The following is a 13,615-nucleotide window of genomic DNA, read 5'->3' as shown; positions in this document are numbered from 1 at the left end:
CGCTTTATTTGCGCAGGTTATTGCTCATGGCGAGCATCTCGTCGGCGGCCTGGATGACCTTGACGCTGCTCTCGTAGGCACGCTGGGCCGCCATCAGGCCCACCATCTCATCGATCAGCCGTACGTTGGAGGCCTCGACGGCGCCCTGCACCAACCGGCCCATGCCGTCTTCGCCGGCCTTGCCGTAGATGGCATCGCCGGACTTCTCGCTGGGCCGGTACAGGTTGGCGCCCAGGGCCACCATGCCATCGGTGTCGGCAAAACGCGCCATCTCGATGCGGCCGACTTCCGAAGCCTCCTTCTGGCCGGCCACCCGGGCCAGCACGCGGCCGTCGGCCTGGATGGTGAGCTGCTCGGCGTCGAGGCCGACGTGGATGCCCGGCTTCAGCGCATACCCTTCGGCGGTCGCCAGCATGCCGTCGCGATCGACCGTGAGCGTGCCGCCGCGCGAAAACGCGGGCGTGCCGTCGGCGGTCATCACTTCGACGAAGCCGGCACCGTCGATCGCCAGGTCGAGCGGCTGGTCCGTCTTCTTGATCTCGCCGGCGGCAAACACCTTGACCATGCTGGCAATGCCCACGCCGCTGCCCTGCCACAGCGCGGGCGCGCCGGCTTGCTGGGGTGCGGTGCCCAGGCCCCGATACACCAGGTCTTCGAAACTGACCTTGCCGCGCTTGAAGCCCGGCGTGTTGACGTTGGCCAGGTTGTTGGCAATGGTTTCGACGCTCTTCTGCTGCGTCTGCATCCCTGTCGCGGCAATATAAAGCGCGTCGTTCATCAGAATTCCCCTAGTTTGCGGATGCTTTTTTCGAGCACCTCGTCATATCCCTGCATGAGCTTCTGCAGCGACTCGAAATGGCGGACGGTTTCCGTCATGCCGACCATTTCGCGCGCCGTATCCACGTTCGAATTTTCCTGGTAGCCAATGCGCACGCGCGGCACCACAGCCGCATCCTCCAACGTGGCGCCACCGAGTGCATAGACGCCGCCACCGACCGGCTCGAGCAGCTCGGCACGCGCCAGGCGCACGACCCGCAGCTTGCCCACGACCGCTCCTCCTTGCGTCACGTCGCCATTGCCGGAGATGCCGAAAGGTTCGCCGGTCAGGCGGATTTCACCGCCGGCGCCCAGTACGGGCAGTGCTTGCGCGCCCACCAGCCGCCCGCCGCTGTCGACGTGGAAGTCGCCGCGGCGCGAGTAGACCGGACCGGAAGGATGCGCCAATTCAAAGAAGCCTTCGCCATCGATGGCAACGTCGCTGCCGCTGCCCGTCACCCGAAGGGTGCCGGCAGTGGGATCGAGTTGCATCTGCTGGAGCGGCGCGCTGGCACGCTGGAACTGCTGGGCTGCGCTGGCGGCGTCGAACTGCGCGCTGAACGGCTGGGTGCTGGCAACCTGTTTTTTGTAACCGGGCGTCAGTGCATTACTGAGGTTCTGAGCGATGCCTTGCAACCGCGCCGCATCTTGCCGCATGGCATCGGCAGCCACCACCATCAAGTCCATTTCCCGCCCATCGCGCACGCAGCGCATAGAATTTACGTATGTAACAAAGTGTAGCCTCTTCGCAATTTGATCACAACAGGAAATATTAATTCTCCTGTAACAAGTGACAGGTGACGAGCGGGGATTTTGTTGATGATTTAATAATTCTCTCCAATAATCACAGTGCTCCTCCAGGGAACCCATCCATCCCGGCGCAAGATTGCGCGGATTAGAGGGAAAATTCTAAGGATGATCAGCGTCGACGTGGAACGGTTACGTTCCCGTAACGTTTCAAGGTGGAAATTCGTATCGGGATTACTTAATGGAATTATTTCTCCAGCGAATTTATGTGAAAGATTTCTTTCACATCAATTTACCGGCGCTGCTGCGGTGGGATACACATTCGAGCGCAACTATCTGTAACCATTGGTATTAGATCGGTTACGCGACCACGGGATGGACGCGTCAGATTCATGATTCATTTTCATAAGCCCAAGCAATTTCAAACCCGTTTTCCTCATCAATTTGCGCTTACCATCGTTGCGCTTCCGGCATCGCGCGCGCTGCCTGAGCCTGGATCACTTCAACGCAACCATGAGGACTACCAATGAACGTCAAAGCCTACGGCGCCCACGCCGCCGACCAGCCATTGCAATCGCTCGACATCGCCCGCCGCGCGCCCGGCGCCCATGACGTGCAGATCGACATCGCGTTCTGCGGCGTGTGCCACTCCGACCTGCACACCGTGAAGGCCGAATGGGCCGGTACGCTGTTCCCGTGTGTGCCGGGCCACGAGATCGTCGGCCGCGTGTCCGCCGTCGGTGCGCACGTCGCCGGCTTCCAGGTAGGCGACCTGGTCGGGGTGGGCTGCATGGTCGACAGCTGCCGCCATTGCGCCGAGTGCGGCGATAACCTGGAAAACTATTGCGACGGCATGGTCGGCACCTATAACGGCGCCACCGCCGATGCGCCCGGCCACACGCTGGGCGGATATTCGGAACGCATCGTCGTCAATGAGCACTTCGTGCTGCGCGTGCGCCATCCGCAAGAGCAACTGGCCGCCGTGGCGCCGCTGCTGTGCGCCGGCATCACGACCTGGTCGCCGCTGCGCCACTGGGGCGCGGGTCCCGGCAAGAAGGTCGGCGTCGTCGGCATCGGCGGCCTGGGTCACATGGGCATCAAGCTGGCCCGCGCCTTGGGTGCCCACGTGGTGGCCTTCACCACCTCCGAATCGAAGCGCCAGGATGCCGAGGCGCTGGGCGCGCATGAAGTGGTGGTGTCGCGCGACGCGGACGCCATGGCCGCGCAGGCCAAGAGCCTGGACCTGATCGTCAACACCGTGGCGGCGCCGCACGACCTGGACGCGTTCCTGAACCTGCTCAAGCGCGACGGCACCATGGTGCTGGTCGGCGCGCCGGCGACGCCGCACCCGTCGCCGCAGGTGTTCAACCTGATCACGAAGCGCCGCGCCATCGCCGGCTCGATGATCGGCGGGATCGCCGAGACGCAGGAAATGCTGGACTTCTGTGCCGAACACGGCATCGTGGCCGACATCGAGATGATCCGTGCCGACGAGATCAATGAGGCCTACGAACGCATGCTCAAGGGCGACGTCAAGTACCGCTTCGTGATCGACAACGCCACGCTGGCGGCTTGATGACGGCACGTCTGCCCCCCGCGGCCGCCCCCGCCGCGCCGGCTGCCTGGGGCGGCGTGCTGGCCCTGTCGCTGGGCGCGTTCGTGCTCGTCGCGTCCGAATTCATGCCCGTCAGCCTGCTGACGCCCATCGCCGCCGACCTGCGCATCAGCGAAGGCCAGGCCGGCCAGGCGATCGCCGTCTCCGGTGCCTTCGCGCTGATCACCAGCCTGGCGATTGCGTCGCTGGCAGGCCGGCTCGATCGCAAAATGCTGCTGGCGGCCCTGACGCTGCTGATGATCGTCTCCGGCACCGTCGCCGCCTTTGCGCCCGACTACCCGACGTTCATGCTGGGCCGCGCCTTGATCGGCGTGGCCATCGGCGGCTTCTGGTCGATGTCGGCCGCCACCGCCATTCGCCTGGTGCCGCCGGAAGGGGTGCCGAAGGCGCTGGCGATCGTCAACGGCGGCAATGCGCTGGCTACCGTGGTCGCGGCGCCGCTGGGCAGCTTCCTGGGTGCCCTGATCGGCTGGCGCGGCGCGTTCTTCTGCCTGATCCCCATTGCCGCCATCGCGCTGGCGTGGAAGCTGGCCAGCCTGCCGCGCATGCCGGCCGCGCGCGAACGCACGGGCAGCGGCATGTTCGCTTTGCTCAAGCGTCCGGCCGTGGTCTTCGGGATGGTGGGCTGCGCCCTGCTCTTCATGGGCCAGTTTGCGCTGTTCACATACCTGCGCCCCTTCCTGGAGACGGTCACGCAGGCCGGCCCGGGGCTGTTGTCGCTGCTGCTGCTCGTCATCGGTATCGCCGGCTTCGTCGGCACGACGCTGATCGGGACGCTGCTGCGGGACTCGCTGTACCGCACGCTGGTCGCGATCCCGTTGCTGCTGGCGGCCGTCGCGCTGGGATTGATTGCGTGCGGCACGTCCGTGCCCGCGACGGCGCTGCTGCTTGGCCTGTGGGGCCTGCTGGCCACGTCCGCGCCGGTCGGCTGGTGGACGTGGGTGGCGCGCACGCTGCCCGGCGATGCCGAGGCGGCCGGCGGCCTGCTGGTCGCGATCGTCCAGCTGGCGATCGCCGGCGGCGCCACGCTGGGCGGGCTGCTGTTCGATGGCTACGGCTACCGCGCCACGTTCGGCGCCAGCGCGGCGATCCTCGTGGCCGGCGCCTCCATGGCCTGGCTGGCTGCACGCGCTGCACGGCCTGCAGACACGGCCCCGCTGGCTTAGAATCGGGGTTTCCCCGAACAGCGGCAAGCCCGATGGCACGCGAAAACATCAACGACATCCTCGTGTTCCTGGCCGTGGCGCGCGAACGCAGCTTCACGCGCGCGGCCGCCAAGCTGGGCATGACGCAGTCCGCCCTCAGCCACATCATCCGCGGCCTGGAGGCGCGCCTGGGCGTGCGCCTGCTGACGCGCACCACGCGCAGCGTCTCGCCCACCGAGGCGGGCGAGCGCCTGCTGCAGAACGTGGCGCCGCGGATGGAGGAGATCGAGGCGGAGATCGCCGCCGTCAGCGACCTGGGCGACAAGCCGACGGGCACGATCCGCATCACGGCCACCGACCAGGTGATCGACAACGTGCTGTGGCCCCGCCTGGCCCCGGTGCTGCCCAAGTATCCCGACATCCACGTGGAGTTCAGCGCCGACTACCGCATGGTCGACATCGTGGCGGAACGCTACGACATCGGCGTGCGCTGGGGCGACCAGGTCGACAAGGACATGATCGCCGTGCGCCTGACGCCGGATATGCGCACGATGATCGTCGCAGCACCCGGCTACTTCGCGCAGCGGCCCGTCCCGACTTCCGCGCACGACCTGATGAAGCACAACTGCATCGGCCTGCGCCTGGCCAGCGCCGGCGGCGTCTATGCTTGGGAGTTGCGCCACGAGGGGCGCGACCTGGAGATGCGGCCGCGCGGCCAGTTCATCTTCAGCGGCACCTACCAGATGCTGAACGCGGCCCTGAGCGGCTGCGGCCTGGCCTACCTGACGGAGGACATGGCCGGCCCGCACGTGCAGGCGGGCCGTCTCGTCAGCGTGATGGCGGATTGGTGCCCGCATTTCCCCGGGCTGCATGCCTACTACCCCAGCCGGCGGCACTCGTCGCGCGCGCTGGGCATCGTCATCGACGCCATCCGGCACCAGGGCTAGCCTGTGGCGCCGGCGCCCACGACCGCGATCGCCTCGATCTCGATCATTGCCGCCGGGTCGTACAGCGCGCGAACCTCGGCAATCGTGTCGGCCGGATAAGGCGCGGCGAAGAAGCGGCGCCGCAGCTCGACCACCTGGGCGAAGTGCGCCATGTCGGTGACGAAGATGGTGACCTTGACGACGTCGCGCAGGCTGGCGCCGCCCGCTTCCAGTACCCGGCGCAGGTTGGCGAAGGCCTGCTCGCCCTGTGCCTGGAAGCCGCCGGGCACGATGCTGCCGTCCGCGCCGGCGCCGGCCTGGCCGGAGATGAACAGCAGGTTGCCGGCGCGGATACCTTGCGACAGCAGGAAGGGTTCGTAATGGTCGGGGTGGCTGACGATGCGTTCCATGAAAGGCTCCGGTTGGGTTGGTGGAGGCATCGACGATAGCGGCGGTCGGACGCGTTGACAAACGAGGATTCGTCAGGCATAAGCTGAACGTATTTCACCTGTCCCCATGCGCCGACTTCCTCCCCTGCCGGCCCTGCGCGCCTTCGAAGCGGCGGCGCGGCACGGCAGCTTCAAGCACGCCGCCGACGAACTGGCGGTGACGGCCACCGCGATCAGCCACCAGGTGCGTGCGCTGGAAGAGTACCTGGACATGCCCCTGTTCGAACGGCGCGTGCGCCAGGTCGTGCTGACCGACGCTGGCGCCGCGCTGTATCCCGTGCTGCGCGACGGCTTCGATGCGTTCGCCGCCGCCCTGCAGCATCTGGCGCCCGCACCCGCACGTCGGTCCGTGACGATCTCCGCCACTGGCGCGTTCATGGGTCGCTGGCTGGCGCCCCGCGTCGCCCGCTTTCGCGCGCAGCATCCGGACATCGACCTGGACCTGCGCGCCACCGACGTCGCTGTCGACCTGCAGCACGATGGCGTGGACGTGGCGATCCGCTACGGGCGCGGTCCCTACCCCGGCCTGGTGGCCGAGCCGCTGTTCGGCGACCGCTTTGCACCGGTCGCGAGTCCCGCGCTGGGCATGCTCGTACCGTCCGACTTAACCATCTTGCCGTTGATCGAATTCACCTGGCGCCGCCCCCATCCGGACAACCCGACATGGCAGGCGTGGTGCGCGGCCGCGGGCGTGCCCTGGCAAGCGCCGCGCGCGCAGCTGCGCTTTTCCGACGAGGACCACGCGATCCAGGCGGCGTTGGCGGGCCAGGGCGTCGCGCTGCTGAGCCTTGCGCTGGTGGCCGACGACCTGATGGCAGGCCGGCTGCGGCAGCCGTTCGGCCCCACCGTGGCGGGTCACACCTACCACCTCGTGCGCAGCGCGGCGCACACGGCGCGGCCGGAAGTGGATGCCGCGCTGGCATGGCTGCGGATCGAAGCGACGAATACTTAGGACTCTTTACAAAATCTTCTTCCGTGCTATGATGCGCGCATGGACATCCAACCGGAAAACCCGTGGCAAGGCACTCCCGACATCTCGGCGCGCATCGTCGTCGCGATCGCCCGGGTGGCCAGCGTGCTGCGTGCCGGCGTATGGGAAGCGGCAACGGCGGAGCACCTCAATCCCGCCCAGGCCGAGATCCTGCAGCTGCTGCGCGACCGCACGCAGGGTGTGCGGCTGTCCTGGCTGGCCGCGCAGCTGTCGGTGTCTGCCGCCAGCGCCAGCGACTCCGTCACGGCGCTGGTGGCCAAGGGCCTGGTGCGCAAGGCGCGCGCCGAGGACGATGGCCGCGCCAGCGCGCTGTGGCTGACGGAAGAAGGCAAGGCCCTGGCGGCCCGGATGGCCGGCGCCGTCAGCTTTGCGGACGAAGCGGCGGCGCGGCTCCCGGGCGAGGACCAGGCCGCCCTGCTGATCGGCCTGTTCAAGCTGATCGCGCAATTGCAGAAGAGCGAACGGTTCCCGGCCCTGCGCGCTTGCCTGTCGTGCCGCTACTTCGAGGCCAACGCCTTCCCGGGCAGCGCGGCACCGCACCACTGCGCGCTGGTCAAGGCGCCGTTGCCGATCACGTTCCTGCGCATCGACTGCGCGGAGCACGTGCCGGCGGACCCTGTCACGGAACGGCGCAACTGGGATGCCTTCGCCTGAGTTTTTTTTGATCGAAATAATTAGGACTCCTAATGTCATGTGCCTGGCCGCCACGCGACATTCCTTGCAAGGCCGTCTTGAAAGGAACCACCATGAAGCTCATCCAGTCCGCATTCGCCGCCGCCGCTTTTGCCCTGACGCTCGGCGCGCAGGCCCATTCCGGTCACACGGGCGGCATCCAGACGCCGCCCGACCGCAGCGTCCGTGCGCCCTTCGACATCGTCCACACGAAGATCTCGACGGAGGGCAACGTGGCCGTGTTCCACGTCGCCGTCTCCGGCAAGGCCGGCGCGTCGAAACCGTCGAAGGTGGGCAAGCTGGCCGGCAGCAGCGTGTTCTCGTACGTGTGGCCGACCACGCTGGACCCGGCCGTCGTCGGGTTCGACAAGGGCGCGGGCATCCTGGCCTTTGCCGTGACGTCGCATCCGGACTTCGACGACACCCCGCTGTACGACGAGAACGGCGACGGCAACCTGAAGAACGACGGCGACCTGTGGCATTCGCACTGGGTCGTGCTGCAACCGGACGACGCCTGCGGCAAGGGGGCGCTGAAAGTCGTCGATATCCCGGACGGCGCCAGGCCGAAGCTGCCGAAGACGTGGCCCGGCCTGCCGATCCTGATCGACAGCCCCGGCTGGAGCCCCGTCTTCAAGGAGAACGTGCTGGAGGTGCGGGTGCCGTTCGACGATATCGGTGTGTTGACGGAAGCCGGCTTCGACGGCGTCACGGCCGCCTTGCGTGTCAACGCCAGCGTCCACAGCCCCCTGCTGTGCGTGGTGGACGTGTACAAGGTGGCCTCGGATAACCTGACCTTGCCGGGCAAGGTCGGCAAATAGGCACCGCGCGCGTATGTGTTCGACCGTACAGATCGCGGTCGGACACGGGACTACCCTGACCGTTTCGACCCGACGGAGGACGGCATGGCCCACGCGCCCGACACCGCGCAGCGCAGACGGCCAAGGCCGGGACAGCGCAACGGCATCCCGCCCGCGGCGGCGTGCGATGACTGAGCGGCAAGCTGCCGGTGCCGCAGGCCACGTGCCGCCCTGGGCGGTCACGGCCTGCCTCGCCATCGGGCTGGCGAACCTGGCTGGCTGGTTGACGGGGACGACATTCCTGGTCTCGTCGCACCCGGGCTGCCGTCGATGGTGCCCGTCACCACGGTGCTGTCGCTGCTGGGCGCGGCCGCCTTGTGGGTACGCTGGCGCTGGCACGACCGTCCGGACCGCAGCTGGTGGATTGCGGCCCTAGTTATGACCGCCAGCGCGGCCATCGTCGCCTGCCATGCCGCCGGCAACGCACCGGCACCGTTCCAGTTTGCGCACGGTGCGCAGGTCTCGCCCACCACGTTGTCATCGCCGGTGACGGCAACCATGTTCTTCACGTTGGGCCTGGCGTTGCTGCTGTCGGGCGGGACCAGGCATGCCATGGTCGCCCAGGGCATCGCGCTGGCCGTGCTGCTGCTCGCGCTGCTGAACCTCAGCGGCTACCTGTTTCGCGACACCTTCCTGTACCGCTTCCTGCCGGGTCGCGGCACGTCGATCCTGACCAGCGCACAGGCCATCCTGCTGGCACTGGGCACGCTGTTCCTGCACCCGCGGGGCGGATTGCTGGCCGCCGTCACGGGGGAGCTGCCCGCGGCGCGGATCTCACGCCGTCTGCTCATCTGGGCTTTCGTGGCGCCGGTGCTGACGGGCGCCGCGACCGAGCTCGCCGCCCGCTACGGCCTGTACGACAGCGGTACGGCGCTGCCCCTGTTCATCTGGACGCTGGCCGTGCTGCTGCTGGTGACCAGCTGGCGCTTCGCGCTGAAGCTGCTCGACGTGGATGTCGCCCGCAGCCAGGCGGAACGCGAACTGCAGGGCGCACTGCGCGAACTGCGCGCGGAACACGACCGCAAGGACATCTTCCTGGCCACGCTGGCGCACGAGCTGCGCAATCCGCTGGCGCCGATCGGCGCGGCGGCGGAAATCCTGCGCCACGGCGGCGGCCAGACACCTACCGAGCGCGAACGCATCGGGGCCATCGTCGCGGCCCAGACGGCGAACCTTGTCAACCTGGTCAACGACCTGCTGGACATGGAACGAGTCAGCAGCGGCCGCATCGCCCTCGACAAGAATGTGATGGACCTGCGCGAGCCGCTCGCCGATGCGCTGGAACAGGTGCGCCCGCTGTTGGCGCGCAAGCGCCACGACTGCCGGGTCGACGCCATGGCGTCCCCCATCCATGTCTGCGGCGACCGCATGCGCCTCGTGCAGATCCTGTCGAACCTGTTCAACAACGCGGCGAAGTACACGCCACCGGGCGGCACGATCCACGTGCGCGTCGTCCTTTCCGCCAAGGCGGTGGCCGTGACGGTCGAGGACAACGGCATTGGCATCGCCGCCGACGTGCTGCCGCGCGTGTTCGAGCCCTATGCGCAGGCTGCGCTGACACCGGACCGCGCCGAGGGCGGCCTGGGCCTGGGCCTGCCGCTGGTGAAGCGCCTGACGGAGCTGCACGGCGGCAGCGTCACGGCCCACAGCGCCGGCGCCGGCCGAGGCAGCCGGTTCAGCGTGACGCTGCCCCTGATGATGGCGGCAGCGCCGCGTGCCGGCTGACGCTTTACGCCACGAACGCGGCCGGCTCGGCACATCCCGAGCGCAACTGGGTCACGGCGTGCTCCCAGCCCTGCACGCGGCGCAGCGCTTCGGCGCGGTCGGTGGCCGGTTCGAACACCCGGTCCACGCGCCACTGCGCGGCCAGGTCGTCCGTGCCGCGGTAGACGCCGGCGGCCAGGCCCGCCAGGCTGGCGGCGCCCAGCGCCGTGGTTTCCGTCACCACCGGGCGCACGACGGGAATGCCCAGCAGGTCGGCCTGGAACTGCAGCAGCAGCGAATTGGCGCAGGCGCCACCGTCCACGCGCAGCTCGGTGATGGGCGCGGCGGCATCGCGCTGCATGGCCTGCAGCAGCGCCGCGCTCTGGAACGCGATCGACTCCAGGGCCGCACGGGCGATGTGCGCGACCGTAGTGCCGCGCGACAGCCCGAACATCGCGCCCTTGGCGGAAGGGACCCAGTAGGGCGCGCCCAGTCCCGTGAAGGACGGCACGAATACCACGCCGCCCGCATCGGGCACGGAAGCGGCCAGCGCCTCGATCTCGGAAGCGGACTTGATGGCTTTCAGGCCGTCGCGCAGCCACTGCACCACGGCGCCGCCGATGAAGACGCTGCCTTCCAGCGCGTACTGGTGCCGGCCCTGCGCCTCGCAGGCGGCAGTGCTGATCAGGCCATTGTTGGACGCGGCGCATTCGCCGCCCGTATTGAGCAGCATGAAGCACCCGGTGCCGTAGGTGTTCTTGGCCATGCCGGGCTGGAAGCAGGCCTGGCCGAACAGCGCGGCCTGCTGGTCGCCGGCGATGCCGCCGATGCACACTTCGCGGCCCAGCCACTGCGCATCCGTCATGCCGAACAGGTGACTTGAGGGATGCACCTGCGGCAGCAGTTCGGCGGGAATGTCGAGCCATGCCAGCAGCTCCGCATCCCAGCAGCGCTCGTGGATATTCCACAGCATCGTGCGGGCCGCATTGCTGACGTCCGTCACGTGTTCGCGCCCGCCCGTCAGGTTCCAGGCGAGCCAGGAATCGACGGTGCCGAAGGCCAGTTCGCCGCGCTCGGCGCGGGCACGCGCGCCGTCGACGTTATCGAGGATCCATTTCAGCTTGGTCGCCGAAAAATACGGGTCCAGCACGAGGCCCGTCTTGGCGCGGATCGCCTCCGCCAGGCCGTCCGTGCGCAGTTGCTGGCACAGCGCCTCGGTGCGCCGGTCCTGCCAGACGATGGCGTTGAAGATGGGGCGGCCCGTGGCGCGTTCCCACACTACCGTGGTCTCGCGCTGGTTGGTGATGCCCAGCGCGGCGATGTCGCTTGCTTTCAGGCCCGCCTTGGCCAGCACCTCGCGGGCCGTGGCAAGCTGGCTGCGCCACAGCTCGTCCGGGTCGTGTTCGACCCAGCCGGGCTGCGGGAAGAGTTGGGGGAATTCCTGTTGGGCCGTGGCGACGACAGCGCCGTCGCGGAACACGATGCTGCGCGAGCTCGAGGTGCCCTGGTCGAGGGCCAGCAAATAGGCCATGAGTGATCCTGCCGAAAAATAGAAATGATCGTTCGCGCGGCGGCGGTTGCCGCCGCGCGGGGATGACGTCAGCGCACCTTGCCGGCCTGCCAGGCCTTCAACAGCTGGTCGTAAGGGATCGTCTCACCCTTTGGCTTCTCGTTGGCGACCTTGGCCCAAGGCGCGGCGTTGTTGGTCAACATCGTCGCCGGGTCCTTCTTGTCGTTCAGCTTCGGCGCGCACTTGGCCATGCCGACACGCTGCAGGCGGCCGAGGATCTTGTCCATCTCGTCGGCCAGGTTGTCCATCGCACCCTGCGGCGTTTTCTCGCCGGAGATCGCGGTGGACACGTTTTTCCACCACAGCTGCGCCAGTTTCGGATAGTCCGGCACGTTGTTGCCCGTCGGCGTCCATGCCACCCGGGCCGGGCTGCGGTAGAACTCGACCAGGCCGCCCAGCTTCGGCGCCATGTCCGTCATCGCCTTGGAGCGGATGTCCGAATCGCGGATGAACGTCAGGCCGACGATCGACTTCTTCAGCGACACGGATTTCGACGTGACGAACTGGCCGTACAGCCAGGCGGCGGCCAGGCGGTCCGGCGGGGTGCTCTTCAGGTAGGTCCACGAGCCCACGTCCTGGTAGCCGTTCTGCATGCCGTCCTTCCAGTAAGGGCCGTGCGGACCGGGCGCCATGCGCCACTTCGGCGTGCCGTCGCTGTTCACCACCGGCAGGCCGGCTTTCGTCATGCTGGCCGTGAAGCCCGTGTACCAGAAGATCTGCTGGGCGATATGGCCCTGCGACGGCACCGGTCCGGATTCGGAGAACGTCATGCCCAGCGCCTGCGGCGGCGCGTATTTCTTCATCCAGTCCAGGTACTTGGTCAGCGCGTAGACCGCTGCCGGCGAATTGGTCGCACCGCCGCGCGCCACCGAGGCGCCGACCGGCGTGCACTTGTCGGCCGCCACGCGGATGCCCCATTCGTCGACCGGCAGGCCGTTCGGCAGGCCCTTGTCGGCGGCACCGGCCATCGACAGCCACGCATCGGTGAAGCGCCAGCCCAGCGACGGGTCCTTCTTGCCGTAGTCCATATGGCCGAACACCTTCTTGCCATCGAGCTCCTTGACGTCGTTGGTGAAGAAGCTGGCGATGTCTTCATACGCCGACCAGTTCTGCGGCACGCCCAGGTCGTAGCCGTACTTGGCCTTGAACTTGGCCTGCAGGTCCTTGCGCGCGAACCAGTCGGCACGGAACCAGTACAGGTTGGCGAACTGCTGGTCGGGCAGCTGGTACAGCTTGCCGTCCGGCGCGGTCGTGAAGCTGGTGCCGATGAAGTCCTTCAGGTCCAGGCCGGGGTTGGTGAATTCCTTGCCGGGGCCGGCCATGTAGTCCGACAGCACGACGGTCTGGCCATAGCGGTAGTGCGTGCCGATCAGGTCGGAGTCGTTGACCCAGCCGTCGTAGATCGATTTACCGGACTGCATGGACGTCTGCATCTTCTCGACCAGGTCGCCCTCCTGGATCACGTCGTGCACCACCTTGATGCCCGTGATCTCCTCGAACGCCTTGGCCAGCACCTTCGATTCGTAGACGTGCGTGTCGAGCGACTCCGACACCACGTGGATTTCCTTGACGCCCTTGGCCTTCAGTTTCGCGGCGGCGCCGATGAACCAGTTCATCTCCTCGAGCTGCTGCGCGCGGCTCAGGGTACTGGGCTTGAATTCGCTGTCGATCCACTTCTCGGCCGACTTGCTGTCGGCAATGGCCTGGCCGCTCATCGCCATGATGGCGACGGCGATCGCGATGGCGCCCGGTTTGAACACCGCTTGCTTGGTTTGAGTCATGTCTTCTCCACGTTATTGTTGTCGCCTTCCCGGAAGCCCGGGCACTTCTTCCACTTCAAGCCTTCGCCATGATAAGGGCCAGCGCGGCAAATCCCAACGCCGTGCCGATCCACTGGCTCATGTCGGTGAACCCCACCCATGCCAGGTTGATGTATGCCGCGGCCAGCAGCCCGATGAACAGGCGGTCGCCCCGCGTCGTGCGCATCGGCAGGAAGCCCTTGCGTTCGACCGTGGGCCAGCGCAGTTCCAGCAGCGTCATCCCCGCCAGCATCAGGACGATGCAGCCGAAGAAGATGGCCACCGGGGCCGTCCATGCCATCCATGCAAATGACCATTCCATTG

Annotated in this window: 13 protein-coding genes; 7 read left to right on the top strand and 6 right to left on the bottom strand. The window is 67.4% G+C overall.

The genetic code is table 11. The features are described from left to right. Positions 1-4: 4 nt before the first annotated feature. Both flgG and PX653_RS26165 read right to left on the bottom strand, forming a co-directional pair. A complete protein-coding gene (gene flgG / locus PX653_RS26170; protein WP_277415557.1) occupies positions 5-778 on the bottom strand; it encodes a flagellar basal-body rod protein FlgG in 774 nt (257 codons plus the stop codon). After that, complete coding sequence (locus PX653_RS26165) at positions 778-1,530, bottom strand: flagellar hook-basal body protein (protein WP_277415556.1); 753 nt, start codon at positions 1,528-1,530, stop codon at positions 778-780. Before PX653_RS26165 ends, flgG begins: the two co-directional genes overlap by 1 nt. A 559-nt stretch (positions 1,531-2,089) precedes the next feature. Between PX653_RS26165 and PX653_RS26160 the strand changes: the two genes are divergently transcribed. From PX653_RS26160 to PX653_RS26150, 3 genes are read left to right on the top strand one after another with little or no spacing between them, the layout of a single operon-like run. Next, entirely contained in the window at positions 2,090-3,139 is a 1,050-nt protein-coding gene (locus PX653_RS26160) for an NAD(P)-dependent alcohol dehydrogenase (RefSeq protein WP_277415555.1), read from the top strand. After that, complete coding sequence (locus PX653_RS26155) at positions 3,139-4,344, top strand: MFS transporter (protein WP_277415554.1); 1,206 nt, start codon at positions 3,139-3,141, stop codon at positions 4,342-4,344. The genes PX653_RS26160 and PX653_RS26155 overlap by 1 nt, the downstream gene beginning before the upstream one ends. Before the next feature lie 32 nt (positions 4,345-4,376). Continuing rightward, positions 4,377-5,270 (top strand): LysR family transcriptional regulator, encoded by an 894-nt coding sequence (locus PX653_RS26150; protein ID WP_277415553.1) that lies wholly within the window; start codon positions 4,377-4,379, stop codon positions 5,268-5,270. Here PX653_RS26150 and PX653_RS26145 read toward each other — a convergent pair. After that, positions 5,267-5,659: a RidA family protein gene (locus tag PX653_RS26145; protein ID WP_277415552.1), complete on the bottom strand. Its 393-nt coding sequence runs from the start codon at positions 5,657-5,659 to the stop codon at positions 5,267-5,269. The two genes, PX653_RS26150 and PX653_RS26145, sit on opposite strands and share 4 nt — an antisense overlap. Before the next feature lie 106 nt (positions 5,660-5,765). Here PX653_RS26145 and PX653_RS26140 point away from each other — a divergent pair, with 106 nt between their 5' ends. From PX653_RS26140 to PX653_RS26125, 4 genes are all read left to right on the top strand, one after another. Continuing rightward, on the top strand, positions 5,766-6,650 hold the full coding sequence (locus PX653_RS26140; protein ID WP_277415551.1) for a LysR substrate-binding domain-containing protein: 885 nt from the start codon (positions 5,766-5,768) through the stop codon (positions 6,648-6,650). Positions 6,651-6,689: 39 nt separating this feature from the next. Next, a complete protein-coding gene (locus PX653_RS26135; RefSeq protein ID WP_277415550.1) occupies positions 6,690-7,343 on the top strand; it encodes a MarR family winged helix-turn-helix transcriptional regulator in 654 nt (217 codons plus the stop codon). Positions 7,344-7,435: 92 nt separating this feature from the next. Continuing rightward, complete coding sequence (locus tag PX653_RS26130) at positions 7,436-8,179, top strand: hypothetical protein (RefSeq protein ID WP_277415549.1); 744 nt, start codon at positions 7,436-7,438, stop codon at positions 8,177-8,179. A 309-nt stretch (positions 8,180-8,488) separates the two neighbouring features. Then, a complete protein-coding gene (locus tag PX653_RS26125; RefSeq protein ID WP_277415548.1) occupies positions 8,489-9,943 on the top strand; it encodes a sensor histidine kinase in 1,455 nt (484 codons plus the stop codon). 4 nt (positions 9,944-9,947) lie between these two features. On the opposite strand, the gene glpK is transcribed toward PX653_RS26125, so the two are convergent. The 3 genes from glpK to PX653_RS26110 all read right to left on the bottom strand — a co-directional run bounded on the left by glpK (position 9,948) and on the right by PX653_RS26110 (position 13,613). Then, positions 9,948-11,453 (bottom strand): glycerol kinase GlpK, encoded by a 1,506-nt coding sequence (gene glpK / locus PX653_RS26120; RefSeq protein ID WP_277415547.1) that lies wholly within the window; start codon positions 11,451-11,453, stop codon positions 9,948-9,950. 68 nt (positions 11,454-11,521) lie between these two features. Then, on the bottom strand, positions 11,522-13,213 hold the full coding sequence (locus PX653_RS26115) for an ABC transporter substrate-binding protein (protein WP_371876485.1): 1,692 nt from the start codon (positions 13,211-13,213) through the stop codon (positions 11,522-11,524). Between the two features lie 115 nt (positions 13,214-13,328). Further along, entirely contained in the window at positions 13,329-13,613 is a 285-nt protein-coding gene (locus PX653_RS26110) for a DUF2160 domain-containing protein (RefSeq protein ID WP_277415545.1), read from the bottom strand. Positions 13,614-13,615: the final 2 nt, after the last annotated feature.

This window comes from Pseudoduganella chitinolytica (assembly GCF_029028125.1).
Classification (GTDB): Bacteria; Pseudomonadota; Gammaproteobacteria; order Burkholderiales; family Burkholderiaceae_D; genus Rugamonas; species Rugamonas chitinolytica.
The sequence above is the reverse complement of the archived record's forward strand: the minus strand, read 5'-3'. Positions and strand labels throughout refer to the sequence as shown.

Bases quoted from the DNA above. Each gene is read 5' to 3' on its own strand.
- PX653_RS26110 (WP_277415545.1), bottom strand. From the start codon at position 13,613: ATGGAATGGTCATTTGCATGGATGGCATGGACGGCCCCGGTGGCCATC.
- PX653_RS26160 (WP_277415555.1), top strand. From the start codon at position 2,090: ATGAACGTCAAAGCCTACGGCGCCCACGCCGCCGACCAGCCATTGCAA.
- PX653_RS26155 (WP_277415554.1), top strand. From the start codon at position 3,139: ATGACGGCACGTCTGCCCCCCGCGGCCGCCCCCGCCGCGCCGGCTGCC.
- PX653_RS26130 (WP_277415549.1), top strand. From the start codon at position 7,436: ATGAAGCTCATCCAGTCCGCATTCGCCGCCGCCGCTTTTGCCCTGACG.
- PX653_RS26115 (WP_371876485.1), bottom strand. From the start codon at position 13,213: ATGGCGATGAGCGGCCAGGCCATTGCCGACAGCAAGTCGGCCGAGAAG.
- flgG (WP_277415557.1), bottom strand. From the start codon at position 778: ATGAACGACGCGCTTTATATTGCCGCGACAGGGATGCAGACGCAGCAG.
- PX653_RS26125 (WP_277415548.1), top strand. From the start codon at position 8,489: ATGGTGCCCGTCACCACGGTGCTGTCGCTGCTGGGCGCGGCCGCCTTG.
- PX653_RS26145 (WP_277415552.1), bottom strand. From the start codon at position 5,659: ATGGAACGCATCGTCAGCCACCCCGACCATTACGAACCCTTCCTGCTG.
- glpK (WP_277415547.1), bottom strand. From the start codon at position 11,453: ATGGCCTATTTGCTGGCCCTCGACCAGGGCACCTCGAGCTCGCGCAGC.
- PX653_RS26165 (WP_277415556.1), bottom strand. From the start codon at position 1,530: ATGCGCTGCGTGCGCGATGGGCGGGAAATGGACTTGATGGTGGTGGCT.
- PX653_RS26150 (WP_277415553.1), top strand. From the start codon at position 4,377: ATGGCACGCGAAAACATCAACGACATCCTCGTGTTCCTGGCCGTGGCG.
- PX653_RS26135 (WP_277415550.1), top strand. From the start codon at position 6,690: ATGGACATCCAACCGGAAAACCCGTGGCAAGGCACTCCCGACATCTCG.
- PX653_RS26140 (WP_277415551.1), top strand. From the start codon at position 5,766: ATGCGCCGACTTCCTCCCCTGCCGGCCCTGCGCGCCTTCGAAGCGGCG.